This is a genomic window from Acetobacter thailandicus, from assembly GCF_011516655.1.
In the GTDB taxonomy this organism is placed as follows: Bacteria; Pseudomonadota; Alphaproteobacteria; order Acetobacterales; family Acetobacteraceae; genus Acetobacter; species Acetobacter thailandicus.
Genome location: NZ_WOSV01000001.1, coordinates 70,627 through 88,885 on the forward strand (window position 1 = coordinate 70,627; position 18,259 = coordinate 88,885).

Genomic DNA, 18,259 nt, shown 5'->3' on the forward strand with positions numbered 1-18,259 from the left:
CTATGGATGATCTTCTTTTTCGTTATTATAATCGTGAACTTTCAGCACTGCGTACACTTGCCGCTGATTTTGCACAGGCTAACCCCAAAGCTGCCGCTCACCTGCGCATTAGTGCTGATACTGTTGATGACCCCCATGTTGCCCGGCTCCTCGAGGGCCTGGCTTTTCTTTCTGGCAGAGTGCATCAGCGACTTGATGATGAATTCCCCGAGCTGACAGAAGGATTGCTGGGGATATTATACCCGCATTATTTTGCGCCCGTTCCGGCGGCCTCCATTATCTCTCTGACTGCACGCGAGGGCACTAATACGCACGGACAAATTGTACCACGCGGCACCCTTGTCGCAACAGACCCGATTGGTGGCAAACCCTGCTTTTTCTCCACCACATCTGACACTTCTCTGTGGCCTGTAAGGGTATCACGCCTGACCCTGTCCGGACTGCCACTGGCAGCCCCGGCCAGCCCACTCACCCGTGGCGCCAGGTCTGTTTTACGTATTGTTCTGGAAACAACTGAAAAAGACATCTCTTTTTCTGATCTTTCCCTTGATAAGTTAAAATTTTTTCTGCGTGGATCATCGCCAGGACAGAGCTTCGCTCTTCTTGAACTGTTATGCCGACATACAATATGTTTTGCCTGTGCAGCCTCCCCCAACGATCCGTCAGCAACTTTTTTACCTAAAACAGATTTACAGCCATGTGGTTTTGAGCAGAACGATGCTCTTTTACCATGGGAGGCAAGATCCTTCTCAGGCTTTCGCCTTCTGACAGAATATTTCGCATTTCCCGATAAATTTTTATTTGTGGAATTTGACAGACTGGATGCCCGCACCCTCGTCCATGACAGTCGGCAAATGGAAATTTTTGTCTATTTTGATATTTCATTACCTGAACTTGAGCGGACTCTGCCACAGGAAGCTCTGATACCAGGATGCGTACCCATCATTAACCTGTTCCCGCACCATTGTGAGCCTGTTTCGCTCACGCATGAAAATACTAACTATCACGTATCAGGCAGCCTGCACGATCCACAGCATTACGAAATCTGGAGCGTGCAACGCGTCAGAGAAATACAGGGGAATGGCACTGCACAGACCTGGAGCCCGCTCTATCAGCGTAATCCCCACGAAGCAGAGCTGACAAATCAACACTCAATCTCTTATACCCTCAGCCGCAGGCCCGCACCGGCTGACATAACCGGCAGTGAGGTTTATCTTGCTCCTGTTTTACCAGACCTTGACCCCAATTCACCGGCAAATTCAATTCTGATGATTGATGCTCTGTGTACTAACCGTAACCTGCCTGAACGTCTGCCTTTTGGTGGTGGAGAACCTGCGTTACGTATGCCAGCCATGACTGATATTATCAGACAGGTTACCTGCCTGATGCCTTTTTCAGCGACACTTCGCCCCTCCCTTGAGGGTGATAATACCTGGCGGCTGATTTCACACCTGGCTCTGGGACATATCTCTCTGACAGAACATGATGCCGGACCACGTATTCTGCACGACCTGCTCACACTTTATGACTGCCGTGATACGCTGGAAACACGCCGTATTATCAGCGGCCTTGTTGACGTCAGTACCCGCCCTGGTCATGCCCGCCTGCCAGGCACACGTGCCGGTGGCTTTGTACGCGGCATTGATGTTACACTGACCTTTGATCCGGTCGCCTGGAAAGATAGCAGCTCTTATCTTCTTGCCAGTATTCTGGAGCGCTTTCTGGCCCTGCATGTCAGCATCAACTCATTTGTGCGCACATGCGTCATGCTTCAGGGCAAGCCTGGCATTGTTACGCAATTTCCACCACGCTGTGGCACACGGTCGCTATTATGAACAGCTCTGGCATTCCGTCAGGAACCACCACACAGGTCATCTGCCTGACAGAAGAAGATAATGTAAACACGCAGGAAGATCTGAAACCACAGACACCCCTGACAACTTCACCTGTTGTCCGGGCAAATACACAACCAGCTGTGATCACAGAGCCCCCCGAAGCACCTGATAACGGGCTCATGGCTCAGTTCATAAAACAGCCCGGACAGTTCAGTTTTGATGCCGCGGTATTACTGATGCTGCGCGACAGAAAAAATGCTCCCATACAAAGTACTATCCGGTTTCACTCTCCCCAGGGCACCGCGTACCCGACAACTGACATCACCGCGATACAAAAAAACGATACAACGTTTCATACAACAGTTACCCCAATTGGCTTAACTGGCCCTACCGGGGTATTACCGCTACACTACACTATGGAGCTGACAGCCGAGCATCGCCGGCGCGCTTCAGCTCTGAGCGATTTTTTTGAACTCCTCATACAACGCCCGCTCATACACTACGCAGAAAGTGGCATTAAATACCGCCTTGCCAGTGGGCATACCCTTCCCGAAAATTCAGGCAGCGCACCTTATGCCGCTCAGATATCTAAAGTTCTTTTAGCGATAGCTGGTTTTCAGTCATCAGCGACTGCGCGGTCACTCGGAGTAAATGCCGATACTGTTAAATTTTACTCGGGGTATTTTTCTTCTATGCCTCGTTCAACAGAGTGTCTTCGCTCCCTTTTAAGTGACTGGTTAAAGCTGCCTGTACGCATTGAAGAATTCACCCCACTCCGCATTAAAATAGAACGAGATCAGCAAAGCCGTTTACCTGTCACAGGATATAGCAGGGAAGATCTGAACAATTTCAGTCAGCTGGGCGTTAATGCGACTATCGGGGAACGTTATCTCAATTATCAGTCGCAGTTTACAATGTGGATTGGACCGCTTGATCTGACAACATTTCAAAGTCTGATACCAACAGGTCAGTTATTTAAAAAAATAATAAATATGTCAAAGGCTTATACCGGACCTGAATTGCAGATTATTATAAGGCCAATCCTTAAAAAAACTGGTGTCCCTGCTCTGCGTCTTCCTGCGAAGATCAATACAGACAACGAATTTCAACCTCGACTAGGCTGGAACAGCTGGTTAACACCTGCGAAGCCTCGCACAAAAGATGTATCAGATGCTATTTTCACTGAATAATACCCTGAAATATTTTGATTGTTTGTTCTTTTATAATTTCTCTAAAATAGACCGGATATAATTCGTATACTGCCAACGCCCCTGGAACCATCACCACATATTGTGGATATTAATTCATAATTATTTACAAATATTACAAAAATAATTATTTAAAAAAATCCATATTATATAGTTTTAAATCTCAAAAAATAAAAATAAAATATTTTAAAAAATTATTTTATTTATAATAATAAAATAATTACCTATAAAATAAATCATAAATTATTTTTAATTCTTCTTTCTTGATTAATTATACATATAAAAACATATAATTAATATTTTTTATTTTTATATAACAATTTATTTTTTTGTTAAATTATCATTGCTGACATAACAGCAACAAAGTATAAACTATAATTCATAATATGAAATTGCATTTATAATAGTCCGTTTTTAAAAGGCATGCAGGCATATCACTGCACAGGTCAGCGTGTCCGGACTGAATGGAGAGAACCAGCCTTGCCGACGTACCTCAGTATTTGCCGGAGAAGCATTGCAGCTATTATGCTGGCATCGGTAGCATCAGGTCAACCCGGTGCGCAGGCTCAGTCCATAATCCCACCACCAACTTTCCTGATTATTGGAAACGGACACACAGAAGGCAGTAGCACAATGCTGCCTTCATGTTCAGAAACAGCCCATCGCCTCTCGGGTCAGCTAAAATCTCAGAATTACAATGTATTTGAGGTCCTGAACCCATCAAGTGTTGAACTGCGCGTTAGTTTATCCGGGTTTGCAAGACACGTTGATAATAAACGACCTGTCATTGCCTATTGCGGCATGGCATGGGTACAAAACGACCGTATTTTCCTTTCCCGTGACGAACAAAAAAGTGATCTTCTGCGCAATGCTGTTGTCGCTGACTCACTCATTCGCGCAGCGGATAAGCAAAACGGTTTCGTTTTTCTCGAACTACACCCTGTCCCCGGACAAAGTCAGGAACTTTCACGCGCTGTCGCCCTGCTTAAAAGCCGCACTGATACCTCACCATCTCTTACAGCAACGATTGTGCAATCCCCGGCAGCAGACCCGGTCATAGATGAGCTGACTTCCGCCATGCAACCAGGCTGGCAGTGGAATGATCTGGCTAATCTGACGCATGATAACGGATTAAATCAGAAATCAAATCCTACACCAGATACTACAATCCCTTCTCCCCCTGCAGCATCGCCAGTACCCCCCTTACAGGCACCCCTCCCGTCAGTACCAGATAGCCAGGACCCAGCCCCCACCCATTCTTCTGTAACTGCTACCGATACCTCCACAGTTAAAGAAGTTTCTCCCTCTCCTTCTGCCGCAGTAAATAATAATACGTCTCAGCAACCCGCAGCCGTAACACCTCCCTCGCCTCCTCCGGTTAAAAAAGAAAATACACAGGTTGTAAAAGCGCGGGAAAAGGCTGTCAGGCAACTACAGGTAAACCTGCTGGCAAGAGGGTACTACAGTGGTGTTATCAATGGGATAAAAACACCAGAAACTATTAATGCGATCAAAAAATTTCAAAAATCCATGCATGCGCCTCAGACAGGAAACCTGACAGATTATCAGGCTGCAGCTCTTTTCAGTGCGGTACATTAAGATGACACTCAGATTAAAACTCAACCTGACTCTCGTAACAGGCTTTCTGATAACACTGGCCGTTCTCGTACCTCTGCTGCGTAGCACCCTAAGTCAGACAGCCTATGATGCTGCGATAAGTCAGGCACAGCTCCTCAATCAGGTAAGTCAGATTACCGAACAGTATAACGAAAAAGAAATTACACCTCAGCTCCTTCAGAGCACCAGCATTGACTTCCCCCCTCAGAGTGTACCTTTTTATGCTGTCTCACATCTTGGTGCACTTCTCAGACAGGATCACGTTGGCCTGAACATCAGGGCCACTGCACTCAACCCGACAAACCCGGCTGATGCCCCAACCCCGGTTGAAAGAAACCTTATCGAGCGGCTGCGTAGCCCTTCTGCACCAGCTATGCTGCTTTCGAACTCTACTGACTCAACTGGAAAACCGACTCTTTTACTCGCAACTCCCATTCGTGTGACAAACTCAGGATGTCTCACCTGCCATTCTGATCCGGCCGTTGCTCCTGGAACAATGATTGATACCTACGGCAGCCAGAACGGCTTTGGCTGGAAACCAGGGGAGACTGTCGGCGCCAGCATTATCAGTATTCCTGTTGGCGCACTTCAGGCCGAAGCTACGGGCAAAATCTGGAAAATTATTCTGTGCCTGAGCGCCTTATTCCTGATCATTCTTGCCGTAATCAATATCATTATTGAAATCGCCTTTCTGCGGCCGCTACATGAAATGTCAGCCATTACCGGTCGGGTAAGCCGCGGTGATATGACCGCACCAGAGCTGGCCATTAATGATCATAATGAACTTGCACCTCTCGCCAGCGCCTTTACGCGCCTGCGGCGCAGCCTTGAGAGTGCCTTCAGCATGCTGGACGAATAATGATGACACCTGATCTTCCAACAAATGCCGGACGATATTGCATTGAAGCTTTGCTTGGGCAGGGTGCAATGGGTGTGGTCTATAAAGCATGGGACCCTCTTGTACACCGTCATGTCGCAATTAAAATGGTCCGCGATAACCTGCTGGAAGGTCAGGAACGTGCTGACTATCTTGCTCGCTTTCTCAATGAAGCACGTCTTGGCGGTTTGTGTGACCACCCCAATATTGTCTCCCTTTATGATATGGGTGGATCTGACGAAGAACCTTATCTCGTATTACAATATGTTGACGGACTGGGGCTCAATAAAGCTCTGCCAAAAGGAACAAAGCTCCCCCTGGACGAAGTAATCCCTATTGCTTTGCAGGTACTGGCTGCACTTGAATACGCACATATGCAGGGCATCGTTCACCGCGATGTCAAACCTGCTAACATTATCCTGACCTATCAGGGGCGCCTGAAAATTACTGACTTTGGTGTATCTCACAGTGCTCTGCTCTCTGAGGCTGAGACCACACCGCTACTCATCGGCACACCTAACTATATGTCTCCCGAGCAATGTGCAGGCCGCCCTGTCGATTCACGAAGTGATCTGTTCTCTTTCGGCAGTGTCCTTTATGAAATGCTCAGTGGCAAAAAAGCCTTTGAAGGCCGTGAATATAGCGACACCTCACTCCTGATCCTTAACACTGAACCAGAACCATTATGTGATCTGAGATCTGACCTCCCGGCAGGAATCGCAACAGCACTTAGTCGCATTCTGGCAAAAGATCCCAATGACAGGTTTTCATCTGCCCGTGAGTTTTCTGATGTTCTCAGGCGCGCGACACCACAGTTTGACCTAAGCTCTCCACTGCCTCTGCCTCAACAGCAGTTTCACTCTGCACCAGAGCAAACTGTTTCTGATGATACAGCTGAAAATACATCTTACCATAAAGAAATATCTGAAAATGATGCATCTCTCGTTCCGGATGATAACGATGATGATTATGACGGAGATGCAACTGTTATAATAGCCGCGGAAGATAACCTGCCTCCGTTATCACATCCTGTAGCAGAAACTGAATGGCTGAACGCCCTGGAGGCACATTTGCTGAACCTTTATGGCCCGGCAAGTCGTCAGTCATTAAGGAAGGCCTGTGAACAGGCAGAAACAAAAGAAGAAATCCTGGCATTAGTACTCAAAAACAAACGCCGCAAAAAAGATCTTCTCGCTCTGTTTTTGCCGGCACAACCTATAAATGAACAGGCTATTCACTCAGAAGAAAACGAAACGCCCACTGAAAATATAGTTGAATTACAAAATACCGCTGAAGAGACACCTCTTCCTCAGACTGAGATCATACCTGAACACCAGAATGATCAGCATCCTGAAGAATTATCTTATGAGGAACCTCCTTACATTCAGCAGGAAGAAGATCCGCCCCTTACAGATGAAGATATTATCCAGGTCAGTGCCGCACTGTCTGATGTGCTTGGACCTGTTGCTACACCGGTCCTGCGCAGAGCCTCTCTCCGGGCCAAAAATTATCCGTCATTTGTCGCGCTGTGTGAGACTTATATCAAACATCAGGGAGATCAGGAGCGTTTCCGTAATCTTCTTGCTGCGACTACACGTACCTGAAAGGGATAATGCTCTATGTCTTCAACAACCCCTACATCGATATCAGGCACTGCAAACAAAGCCTCGCAGGCACGTGATGCTGTTCAGGGGGTGCGAAGTGTACTGGACAGCATATCGGGAGCTGATCCGCTCTCACCCCTTATGGAAACCAGCTCACCTCTGGGTGAAGATTTTTTGCCTAATCAGTCAGGCTCATTACATGCCATTGCCCTCAATGCACATGAAAGCATAAGCCAGCCTTTTCATGTTTCTCTGACCATTGTCACAACAGCAGGGCAGCTGTCTCCTGATCTGCTGCTTTACAATCCTTTTTGTGTGACCATTAAACGCTCTCCCTCTGCAGATCGTCATTTTAACGGCGTTGTGCAGCGTATGACGCCGGTCGGAAAAACTGAGCGCGGACGCTGGACATACCAGCTGGAGATTGTACCAAGATTATGGTTTCTCTCGCAGTCTGAGGATTGTCGTATTTTTCAAAACCAGTCTGTTGACCAGATTTTGACCACTTTGCTGTCTGAGCATGGGGTTCAGCCTTTTGAATTCAAAATTTATGGCGATAAACCTGTACGTGAGTACACCACACAGTTTAATGAAACTACACTCGGCTTTATGCACCGTTTATTGCAGGAAGAAGGCTGGTTTTACTTTTTTGAGCATAGTAAAAGCGAACATAAGCTTATTATTACCGACCGTAACGAATCATTTCTTCCTGTTTCCAGGCCGCTGCACCGGGTTGTACCCAAAGGTAATAATGTCGATATCATCGACCAGTGGGGCGGGGGTTCAGCCACAGCGCACGGTCAGGTCACTCTGACCGACTACGACCCCTCCCGCCCCGCGGTACCTATTCATGCGCAGGAGGTCACACTTTCAACAACAGCAGGCGCTGCAACCCGCAAAGTAGCACGCTGGCCGGCCCTGACAAAAGATCAGAAAACCGCAGATCGCCGGGCCAGAAGCCATATAGAGCATGCTGAGGCTTCCTCATCCCTTTGCCGCGGGCACGGGTACGATCCTGAGTTTATGCCCGGCCGACGTTTTCAGATCGAAAGCGACCCTCTGACTGGTAATGAAATGACAGAATATGCTTTGCAGTCTGTCTCACACCTGGCCAGTGATAATACCTGGGCGGGTCAGTCTTCAGGGGCACATTACGATTGCAGTTTTTCCTGTTTTCTTCAGGCCACTCCCTGGCGCGAGCCTGCAAACAACGCACGTCCTGCCATGACAGGTATTTTCTCAGGCGTCGTCATTGGCCCTAAGGGGCAGCAAATTCACGCAGACTCTCTGGGACGTATCAAAGTACGGATTATATTTGATCACCGCAAAGAAACATCATCAGGCTTTGCAACCTGGGTGCGTGTCATTCAACCCTGGGCTGGCGATAGCTGGGGCTGGCAGCATTTACCCCGCGTTGGCACTGAAGTCGCCGTTGCTTTTATGAACGGTGATCCGGATGAACCCGTTGTTATCGGTGGTTTATATAACCAGTCAATGCAGCCGGTTTTTGCTGTACCCAGCGAGCAGACAAAAAGTGGTTTCCGAAGTCGCTCTGTGCATGGAAGTTCATCAGAATTTTCCGAACTCTCTATCGATGATAATAAAGGTCAGGAAAAAATATACCTGCGATCCCAGCGTGATTTGCAAACCTACGTTCTGAATGATCGCAAAACTGATATCGATGGCTATAGTACGACAAATATTGAAAAAGATGTCAGCCTGACAACAAAAAAAGGATCGATGACAGTTACCTCTGAAACCGGAGCGGTAACCATCCAGGCTGAAACTGAAATTACACTTAAGGTTGGTGCGTCAACATTTCGGCTGACGCAGGATGGTATTACCCTTAACAGCGACAAAATAACGGGCACAGCCGGCAACACAATTACCTTCCTCGGCTCGACTATTCATCTAAATGGCTAATCTGAAAAACAGAGCATTCTCCATGACCGCACTAACACTCAAAGTTATTTCTGCACCAGAAGGAATATCTTCAAAAGACCAGATTATAAAAGATGAAAAATTTATAATCGGCCGGGATCCTGGCTGTAACTGGTGCCTTGCAGATACAAACCGTGTTTTATCAAAAAAACACTGCGTTATTGAACGCCATGGTGAAGGATGGTGCCTGAGTGACACCAGCACAAACGGAACGTTTGTTAACCAGGATACTATGCCATTAAAAAAGAAAAAACATGACCTGCAGGATGGAGATATTATTGAATTTGCATCATATAAAATTAAAGCCATAATAAGTGGGCCAGACAATATCACTATAAAGAATGAAAATTATCCTTCATTATCAGAAAATACTCATAATAACTCTTTTACAGGAAACGAGTTCAGTAGCTCACTAGCAAATCTTACCGATGATTTCTCTGCTTTTCCACCAAATGAAAATCTCCTGATATCAAAGGATAGTATCTCTATTAACGAAATTCCATATATTGATACAACACCATCTGAGCGAGAAAACAGCCCGATACACGAAGCATATAAACCACCCAATGTTGTAAATGAAATTATCAGTGACAACTGGGATGAAGATCCTGTAGATGATAAAGTTATTAGTAAAAAAGATGATTTTTCTGATAGCGATGTCATAAAAAACCATCTCTCTGATGAACATGATCTGACACCCTCTGAGGCTGAACAAACATCCCCTTCTGATCAGGATATTTTTTATTATCCAGATACACAAACCTCTGTTTCTGCCAGTTCTGTAACAGAATATGAACAGGCCCCTGCCTATGAAGATATCCAGGCAGAATACAGGGCATCATCTGTGTCAGATACATTTATCCACGAAGAAGTTTCACCTCATGCTGAGGAAAACATACAAGCGGGTATATTTACTGACTCTGCCACTCCTGATTCAGAGCAATGTGATGACAGTATATCTGGTTACAATGCATTTTCTCTGAAGGCTTTTTTACAGGGAGCCGGGATGGAAAAGATTATTGATCTCTCTGATCTGACCCCTGAGATCATGAACGAACTTGGCAAAAGTTTTCGGGCAATGATTCATGGTCTGCGTCAGATCATGATTGCAAGAGCAACCATCAAAGGAGAGTTTCGCATTGAGCAAACCATGATTCAGGCAGCTGGCAATAATCCTCTGAAATTCTCATCAGATGATGACGATGCCCTCATGGCCATGATTGGTATAGGTCGCAGGAGCGGTATGCCACCGTCGCAGGCCATTACCGAATCTCTTAATGATATGAGCTTACATGAATTTGCGGTGATTAATGCAATGCAAAGCGCCGTATTACATATGCTGACCCGTATGGAACCTGCACGTTTTACGGAAGATGCCGGAGACCGCTTTTTCGACTTCCTTCCGGCCAATAAAGCCGGACGCGCTTTTGCATTCTATGCAGATACACATAAAAATCTGACTTCTGCCCTGAAAGACGATTTTGACAGTAGTTTTGGCAAAGATTTTGCACGTTCTTATGAAAAAGCACTGACCAGTGCAGAAAAATCACTAAAAAATACCACCCATAAAGCTGAAAAAAATATTCCTTCTGCCGATGGAGATGCACAGTGAGCTGGAACAACCGTGTCGCCTGGGAGGAGGGCATGTTCCTCCGCGCACAACATTTCCAGCAACAGGACCGCTGGACAGAAGAACAGATACGCCAGACATTACGTTTTGTCAGACCCGATGGATGGGGTTTTGTACACCTGCAAATCAGCCAGGACCTCCTGACATCCGGGCGCTTCGCCCTGACATATGCCTCCGGAGTATTTGATGATGGCACCCCTTTCAGCATGCCCGGAGAAGCTGATCTGCCTCCACCGCTTGAGATACCAGATACAACACGCGATGCGCTGATTTATCTCGCTCTGCCTGTTCGTCAGGCAGGCGCAATGGAGATGATTGCCGACGGCCGAAAAGACGGGCGTTATGCTGTATCAACCTTCGAAGCATTTGACACACAATCAGGCTCCTCCCAGCCAAGTGAAATTGATATCGGGCGTCTGAGCACAATACTTCTGACAGAAAACAGTGATCACGAAGGGTATCTGTGCCTGCCTGTCGCACGCGTACGCGAAGTTCTGCCCAGCCAGCAGGTCGTGCTTGACCAGGGATGGATCCCTCCGTCTCTGACCTGTTATGCAACGACACAGCTCTCTGCCCTGGCTATCGAGCTGACTGGCATGCTCAACCAGCGCGGCAATGCTATTGCGGCCCGTCTGACATCACCTGGCGGCAAAGGGAGTGCTGAAGTTGCAGATTTCCTCCTGCTTCAGTCAATCAATGGCTGGCAAAATCTGATGTCACATTTTGCTGAAACAGGCACTGTTCATCCCGAAGATTTTTATCGTTTTCTGATCTGTGTTGCCGGAGAGCTCTCAACATTTACAGCTCCTGACAAACGTCCTTCACAATACCAACCCTATCGCCACAAAGATATCCAGGCGAGTTTCGCACCTGTTGTTGCTGATATACGCCGTTCACTTTCTGCTGTGTATGAACAGACTGCCGTAATGATCGAGCTCAATCTGCGTCGTCATGGCATTCGCACGGGCACTATTCATGACCGCTCGCTTCTGGCTAAAGCCAGTTTTATCCTTGCTATTACAGCAGAGATGCCAACAGAAGAACTTCGCCGCCTTTTTCCTCATACTGTTAAAATTGGTGCTGTTGAGCATATCCGTGAGCTTGTTAACGTTGCTATGCCAGGCATCGGCTTACGACCACTTCCTGTTGCTCCGCGACAAATGCCATTTTATGCGGGCGCAACCTATTTTGAGCTTGATCGCAACTCTCCCTCCTGGCAGAGCCTTAACAGTTCAGGGGGTATTGCTCTTCATGTTTCCGGTGACTTTCCCGGTCTGAAAATTGAACTCTGGGCAATTCGTTCATGACCGGCAACCCTTTTCTTGAGCCCGATGATAACGAGCAGACCATTATCCGCCCTTTACCTGGAGGGCGCCCTCCCCAGCCCGAAAAAACTGAGCCAGAGCAACCTCTCAGTCCCGCACAGCAGCAGATAAATGTACAACCGGCGAATGCGCTGCGTTTTGAAGATATTCAGCATTCGTCACAATCCATCATTGTCGCCGCTGCTGCCGGGTGCCTGAGTTTCCTCAGCCGTATTCATAACACCTACACTGCCCCTGACCCCACGCAACTAAGACAAAATGCAATTGCTGCCCTGAAACAATTTGAACAGGTTCTGCGTGATAATAATGTGCCAATGGATGAAATCCGCCCCGCACATTATGCGCTCTGCGCAAGCATGGATGACGTAGTACATTCTACCCCCTGGGGTAGTCAGGGAATATGGAGCGCAGCCTCCCTCGTCTCCACCTTCCACCAGGAAGTGCAGTCGGGTGAACGTTTTTTTGACGTGCTGGTACGTATTTCGCGCAGCCCTGGTCGTATGCTTGGTGTGCTGGAGCTGATGTATCTCTGCATCTGTCTCGGTATGCAGGGGCGATATCGCCTCTCACCCCGCGGCCCGGCTGATCTGGACCGTATACGCGAAGAAATATTCATTCTCATTATGCGCAACAGGCCAGCAGTAGAGCGTGAACTTTCACCGCACTGGCAGGGAGTCAGCGCACCCTACCGCCCGCAACGATTTGGCGTGCCGGTATGGCTTGCTGCCGTGGCCGGCCTGACCCTGATTAGTTTTATTTATGTGTGGGTCACACTGGGAGCGGCACGCCTTTCATCAAACCTGTTTGCCTCAGCCCTCTCCATCCCGCCAGGGCAGCAGCCTCAGATTGCCCGCGTTGCACCGGTTGAAGACCTGCCTCCTCCTCCTGAACCCGTTCACGGGGAACGCGAACGCCTGGAAACTTTCCTTGCCCCTGAAGTGCAGCAAAAACTAGTCTCTATTGAAGGCACAGACGCCGTTCCTGTTATACGCATAATGGGTAAAGGCATGTTTCTGTCTGGTACTGAACAGCTTGACCGTAATACGCTACCACTCCTGCACCGTATTGGTCTGGCTCTGGCCACAGAAAAAGGCTGGGCTGAGATTATCGGCTATACAGACAGCCGGCCTATTCACACCATTCGTTTCCCGTCCAACCTTGAGCTTTCACGCGCCAGGGCAGAAACCGCTGCTACCTTCATTCGTGAAACCGGAGGCACTGGTATGCCACTCCATATTCAGGGTGCCGGTGCCTCTAACCCCATCGCTTCCAATGATACACCTCAGGGGCAGCAAATGAACCGCCGCATCGAAATTGTTCTGCATCGCCAGACGCCAGACCAGGACAAGCAGCCGTGAGCCTTATTTCAGACGGTAATATCCCTCCTTTCCTCTCAGCCATAGCCGGACGCTGGAGTATGAGCTTTATGGGAGCAGCAATGGCTGGTGCTCTCATCTGGTTCCTGGGAGAGCTTGTCCCTGGCCTGCGTACACCTGCAGCCCGCATTATCTGTGTTATTATCGTTCTCATCATATGGGCGGGAGTAAACAGCCTGCTGTCATGGCGCGCCAGACACAAAGATAAAACCCTGATGGCAGGCGCCACAGAAGGTGATAACTCTGATGACGCGATGGCAGCACAGGCAGAGGCCCAGGAAGAAGCCCGTAATCTGCGTGAGCGACTTCAAAAATCACTCCAGATTCTGAAAAAAACACGCAAAGGGCGCGGCTATCTTTACGAGCAGCCCTGGTTTGTTCTGATCGGCCCTCCCGGCAGCGGCAAAACAACCCTGCTCACTCAATCGGGCCTGCGCTTTCCACTGGCACAGCCTGATGGTATCGGTGGCCTGGCACCTGGCGCAGTAGCTGGTATTGGCGGCACGCGCCTGTGTGACTGGTGGTTTGCCGATGAAGCTGTACTGATCGATACTGCCGGTCGCTTTACCACACAGGATTCCAACAAAACAGTTGACCGTTCAGGCTGGCTGAACTTCCTGGGCCTGCTAAAGCGCACCCGCTCACGACAGCCGCTTAACGGGGTCATTGTAATGATCTCGCTGGCCGATGTGGTCACAGTCTCACAAAGCGAACGGCTGTTTCATGCCCGCATGATTCGTGACCGTATCCGTGAACTGACCGAGCGCCTTGGCGTACGTATCCCGGTTTATGCTATTTTCACCAAAGCAGACCGCATTGCTGGTTTTACAGAATTTTTTGATGATCTCGACCGCGACTATCGCCGTCAGGTCTGGGGCATGACATTTCAGCTTCAGCATGGCATCGAAGACTTTACGAACGAATTTCATCTCCTGACAAACCGCCTGAATGACCGCCTGTTTGAACGGCTTCAGCAGGAACGCATTCCTGCAAGGCGTGCCATTATTGCTTCTTTTCCATTACAGATGGAAACACTCAATGATGCACTCAACGAATTTCTGAATGCTGCTTTTGGCAGCACACGTCTCGACCCGGCCCCTTTTATTCGTGGCATTTATTTTACCTCCAGTGCACAGGAAGGCACACCGGTTGACCGGCTAAGCAGCATGCTGGCCCGCAGCTTTGGCATCGACCAGCGTCGTATGCCGGCCCTCCGTTCAGATACAAAACGCGCCTATTTTGTCGAACGTCTGCTCAGCGAGGTGATTCTTGGTGAAGCACGTCTCGTCTCGTCTTCTCCCACACGGCAACGCCGCCGCCTGATGCTGCGTCGCTCAGGTTTTGCTGCTGTAGCGCTTGTTACTGTCTTATCCTGCATCTTTTTGTGGCAACGTAATATTGAAAACCGACAGATTATTGCCCACAACGAAGACGCAATTAACATTTATCGCAGCAAGCTGGAGAACCTGCACCTGGACCCTGTGGCAGACGATAACCTGCCAGCCGTCCTTCCTGCTCTCAATGCCGCCCGGGCCCTTCCTGATGCCCGTACACTGGCATCCCGTCATCGTGTCTGGCCAGGAATGGCCTTTAACGAAGATGCTGACATCGGCATGACGAACCACCTGATTTATCAGGCGGCGCTCCAGCGGCTTCTACTGCCTCGTCTGATGTGGCGCCTGGAAAATCAGATTCAGGAACATTTCAGCCAGCCAGCCTTTCTTTACGAAGCAACCCGTATTTACCTTATGCTCAGCAACCAGGGTTCACTTGAACCTGAAATGATCAGAGACTGGATGCTGCTCGACTGGGAAAGTCGTTTTCCTGGCCCAAGTGCAAAAATACAGCGCGACCAGCTGATGGAGCATCTCAATGCTCTGCTTGAAACGCCTCTCCCAAGCCTGCAGGTTAACGGGGGCATGGTAAAACAGGCTCGTGCTGCCTTTAGTCGTGTCAGCCCGGCTGAACGGGTCTATGGCCGCATCAGAGCCAGTGCCATGTCGGTTCCCGACTGGTCACCTGAGACCGTACTGGGCCACGGGCAAAAGCAATTTACGCGCCTGTCGGGTCGTCCCATGACAGACACAATCCCCGGTTTTTACACCAGTGCTGGTTTCAGGCAGATTCTTCTGCCGGCTCTGCCTTCTGCCGCGCAGGATGTCGCAAGCGAAAGCTGGGTACTGGGCAGCAGTGACCATAGTCTCAATGGCACAACACCTGCGAGCCTGGAAAACGGCGTTCTTGACCTGTATACTGCCGACTACATTCGCCACTGGGATGATATGCTGAACGACCTGGCCCTTGTACCCTTTTCGGGTCACTCAGACCTGGTACAGAGGTTATATGTTCTGTCATCACCACAATCACCCATGCGTGACTTCCTGGTCGCAATCACTCATGAACTCACACCGGCTACAGATGCACAAAATGAACAGCGTGGTGAAGATAAACAAAAAGCTGACCCCGAAAAAAGCCGTCTTGGAGCATTTTTCAACAGATCAAAAGGCAGTAACCCTGCAGCCCCTGTGCCTGGCACAGAGATTGATCTGCACTTTGCTCCTCTGGTGATCTTTACCGGACGTACTGGCCAGGCTCCTCCAATTAATGGAGTGATGCAAATCCTGAACCAGTTCGAGGGAGCCATTGCCCAATTACCTAATGCCGATAATCCTGCGCAGCTGCTACAGTCAACACAAAACCCTGTACAATCTATTCAGGCAGAATCTCTGCGGCAGCCACAGCCTGTTTCCCGCTGGCTTAACCAGATCGCAACGGCAGGTGACAGCACAATGGCAGGTGATGCAAAACGCACAGCAGCCGCTGCCTATAGCAGCGCGCAGGGGCCTGCTCAGTTATGTATGGCAGTCGTAAAAAATCACTACCCGTTTGACCCGAATGCCGAGCAGGATGCACCTCTTGATCAGTTTATTCGTCTGTTTACACCCGGAGGTGTGCTGGACACGTATTTCACAACACAGCTTGCTGCCTACGTCGATACAAAAGGGCCTGTCTGGCGGGCTCACAACCTTGGCAACACTCCACCTCCGGTTTCGGCTGCGGCACTCGCTCAGTTTCAGCAGGCAGCCCGAATTCGCTCCCTTCTCTTCCCTGGTAACATGGCAGTACCTGCAATACATCTGCACATCACGCCTCTGGCGGCTGACCCGCTGTCAAAAATAGTGAATTTCAGATTTGGTTCACTCAATGTCGTATGGAAAGCCGGCGTCAACGGCACTCTTGGACAGGCGCTTGGTGCATCAATGACATGGCCTGGTGATAATATCTCCAATATTGCACTCGACTTTGTGCCAGAGGCCGCCTTTCCTCGCCGCCAGCAGGGCAGCTGGGCATTCTTCCATCTCCTCGACAGCGGAGTAATAACCCCGACAGGCAAACCTGATCATCTCGACATAACCTTCCGCTCAGGAGACCGAAGCGTTACCTATGATCTGGAAACATCAACACCTGAACAGGTTTTTGATCATACCCTTTTCTCACATTTTCACTGTCCGATACTGCAATAGTTCATGCAGAACCTTGAGGAATACCCACCTATGCCTGAACAGGCCGGATTTTGTGGCAAACTCCCCGCCAGAGGAGACTTTATCCGGCGAGGGCTTTCAGAAACACTGGTCTCATGCTGGGATAACTGGGTAGCCCGCAACCTGGCCTATACTCACACTGTTATTACTCAGGATGAGTGGGTAAAAGGCTGGGTTATCGCGCCGCTATGGCGTTTATCTCTTCCTGCCGGGCATTTATCTGAGCAGCCCGTAAGTGGTCTGATAATGCCCAGTATTGACAAAGCCGGTCGCTATTTCCCATTTTTTGCCGGAGTGGAAGGTATTTCTGCGGCTATCAACACCGGCTCTTTCTGGCATGAGATGGAACATGCCTGCCGTGATGCTCTGATGCATACTATAGAACCTGATGAACTTTTTCTTCAGCTACAGAATATTCCTGCTCCCGAGGAAACATCCTGTATGACGGAACAGGGGCTGTGGATGACAGAAGGTAATAACACTATCCCTGCCCAGACTCTGACATATCAGGAGCTCCCCGAGCAGGAACTTTTTGCAAAGTTGTTCTGGGCATGACTGAAACAATACGATACTCCGCATCAACACATCAGGGTGTTGTCAGAGCTGAAAATCAGGATGCCTATCTGTGCCGTCCTGATCTGCAGATTTTTGCCGTCGCAGATGGTGCAGGCGGGCATGATGACGGACAGTGGGCGGCACAACGGGTCATTGACAGCCTGGCGTCACTCCCTGCTGATCTCCGGCCCAGCGAACTTTTACAGCGTATTCGACACCGCCTGACAATGGCACATGAACAGCTGAAAATGGAAGCACTGCGACGTGACAGCCAGAAAGGTATGGCTTCGACTATCGTTGTTCTAATTTTAACGGAAGAGTATTTTGCCTGTCTCTGGCTGGGAGATTCCCGTATTTATATGATGCGGGATGGTGAGTTAATTCAATTAACAAAAGATCACTCCCACACACAGGCTTTAGTTGATGCAGGCCTTCTGCGTGTTGAGGAAATGGAATTACACCCCCAGGCAAATGTCATTATCAAAGCCATTGGTGCGGGGTCACAGCCACTTATGATTGATAAATGCACAGGCCCGCTTCTGCCTTACGACAGGTTTTTATTATGTTCTGATGGCCTGACAAAATCGGTTAATGACAGCAACATTCTTAAATGCCTTGAAACAGGAGTGAACTCTGCAGATCTTCTGGTAAAAACTGCTCTGCAAAACCATGCACGCGACAATGTTACAGCCATTGTTGTCAGCATTGAAGATGAAGAAAAATGGCCTTCAAATAACGATATTTAAAAA

At 48.8% G+C, this 18,259-nt stretch carries 12 protein-coding genes; all 12 read left to right on the forward strand.

What is annotated here, in order from left to right; all coding sequences use genetic code 11:
* Positions 1-2 precede the first annotated feature (2 nt).
* The 12 genes from tssF to GOB58_RS00325 all read left to right on the forward strand — a co-directional run bounded on the left by tssF (position 3) and on the right by GOB58_RS00325 (position 18,256).
* Positions 3-1,835 carry a type VI secretion system baseplate subunit TssF gene (gene tssF, locus GOB58_RS00270; protein WP_173558992.1) on the forward strand — a complete coding sequence of 611 codons (1,833 nt, stop codon included), beginning with the start codon at positions 3-5 and terminating at the stop codon, positions 1,833-1,835.
* Complete coding sequence (gene tssG, locus GOB58_RS00275; RefSeq protein ID WP_173558993.1) at positions 1,832-3,025, forward strand: type VI secretion system baseplate subunit TssG; 1,194 nt, start codon at positions 1,832-1,834, stop codon at positions 3,023-3,025. The genes tssF and tssG overlap by 4 nt, the downstream gene beginning before the upstream one ends.
* Before the next feature lie 498 nt (positions 3,026-3,523).
* Positions 3,524-4,642 (forward strand): peptidoglycan-binding protein, encoded by a 1,119-nt coding sequence (locus GOB58_RS00280; RefSeq protein WP_173558994.1) that lies wholly within the window; start codon positions 3,524-3,526, stop codon positions 4,640-4,642.
* Between the two features lies 1 nt (position 4,643).
* On the forward strand, positions 4,644-5,519 hold the full coding sequence (locus GOB58_RS00285; protein WP_173558995.1) for a c-type heme family protein: 876 nt from the start codon (positions 4,644-4,646) through the stop codon (positions 5,517-5,519).
* Complete coding sequence (locus GOB58_RS00290; RefSeq protein ID WP_173558996.1) at positions 5,519-7,141, forward strand: serine/threonine protein kinase; 1,623 nt, start codon at positions 5,519-5,521, stop codon at positions 7,139-7,141. Before GOB58_RS00285 ends, GOB58_RS00290 begins: the two co-directional genes overlap by 1 nt.
* A gap of 15 nt (positions 7,142-7,156) precedes the next feature.
* Positions 7,157-9,064, forward strand: coding sequence for a type VI secretion system Vgr family protein (locus tag GOB58_RS00295; RefSeq protein ID WP_173558997.1), 1,908 nt, complete (start codon positions 7,157-7,159; stop codon positions 9,062-9,064).
* Positions 9,065-9,086: 22 nt separating this feature from the next.
* Complete coding sequence (tagH, locus tag GOB58_RS00300; RefSeq protein ID WP_173558998.1) at positions 9,087-10,694, forward strand: type VI secretion system-associated FHA domain protein TagH; 1,608 nt, start codon at positions 9,087-9,089, stop codon at positions 10,692-10,694.
* Entirely contained in the window at positions 10,691-12,019 is a 1,329-nt protein-coding gene (tssK, locus tag GOB58_RS00305) for a type VI secretion system baseplate subunit TssK (RefSeq protein WP_086555162.1), read from the forward strand. The genes tagH and tssK overlap by 4 nt, the downstream gene beginning before the upstream one ends.
* On the forward strand, positions 12,016-13,395 hold the full coding sequence (gene icmH / locus GOB58_RS00310) for a type IVB secretion system protein IcmH/DotU (RefSeq protein ID WP_173558999.1): 1,380 nt from the start codon (positions 12,016-12,018) through the stop codon (positions 13,393-13,395). Before tssK ends, icmH begins: the two co-directional genes overlap by 4 nt.
* Positions 13,392-16,937 carry a type VI secretion system membrane subunit TssM gene (tssM, locus tag GOB58_RS00315; protein ID WP_173559000.1) on the forward strand — a complete coding sequence of 1,182 codons (3,546 nt, stop codon included), beginning with the start codon at positions 13,392-13,394 and terminating at the stop codon, positions 16,935-16,937. The genes icmH and tssM overlap by 4 nt, the downstream gene beginning before the upstream one ends.
* A 30-nt stretch (positions 16,938-16,967) precedes the next feature.
* Positions 16,968-17,510: a type VI secretion system-associated protein TagF gene (gene tagF / locus GOB58_RS00320; protein WP_173559001.1), complete on the forward strand. Its 543-nt coding sequence runs from the start codon at positions 16,968-16,970 to the stop codon at positions 17,508-17,510.
* Entirely contained in the window at positions 17,507-18,256 is a 750-nt protein-coding gene (locus GOB58_RS00325; RefSeq protein ID WP_086555166.1) for a PP2C family protein-serine/threonine phosphatase, read from the forward strand. The genes tagF and GOB58_RS00325 overlap by 4 nt, the downstream gene beginning before the upstream one ends.
* Positions 18,257-18,259 lie beyond the last annotated feature (3 nt).

What these genes read in the sequence shown, in the direction of transcription:
- tssF (WP_173558992.1), top strand. Translation starts at nt 3, where the DNA reads ATGGATGATCTTCTTTTTCGTTATTATAATCGTGAACTTTCAGCACTG.
- tssG (WP_173558993.1), top strand. Translation starts at nt 1,832, where the DNA reads ATGAACAGCTCTGGCATTCCGTCAGGAACCACCACACAGGTCATCTGC.
- GOB58_RS00285 (WP_173558995.1), top strand. Translation starts at nt 4,644, where the DNA reads ATGACACTCAGATTAAAACTCAACCTGACTCTCGTAACAGGCTTTCTG.
- GOB58_RS00290 (WP_173558996.1), top strand. Translation starts at nt 5,519, where the DNA reads ATGATGACACCTGATCTTCCAACAAATGCCGGACGATATTGCATTGAA.
- GOB58_RS00295 (WP_173558997.1), top strand. Translation starts at nt 7,157, where the DNA reads ATGTCTTCAACAACCCCTACATCGATATCAGGCACTGCAAACAAAGCC.
- tagH (WP_173558998.1), top strand. Translation starts at nt 9,087, where the DNA reads ATGACCGCACTAACACTCAAAGTTATTTCTGCACCAGAAGGAATATCT.
- icmH (WP_173558999.1), top strand. Translation starts at nt 12,016, where the DNA reads ATGACCGGCAACCCTTTTCTTGAGCCCGATGATAACGAGCAGACCATT.
- tagF (WP_173559001.1), top strand. Translation starts at nt 16,968, where the DNA reads ATGCCTGAACAGGCCGGATTTTGTGGCAAACTCCCCGCCAGAGGAGAC.
- GOB58_RS00325 (WP_086555166.1), top strand. Translation starts at nt 17,507, where the DNA reads ATGACTGAAACAATACGATACTCCGCATCAACACATCAGGGTGTTGTC.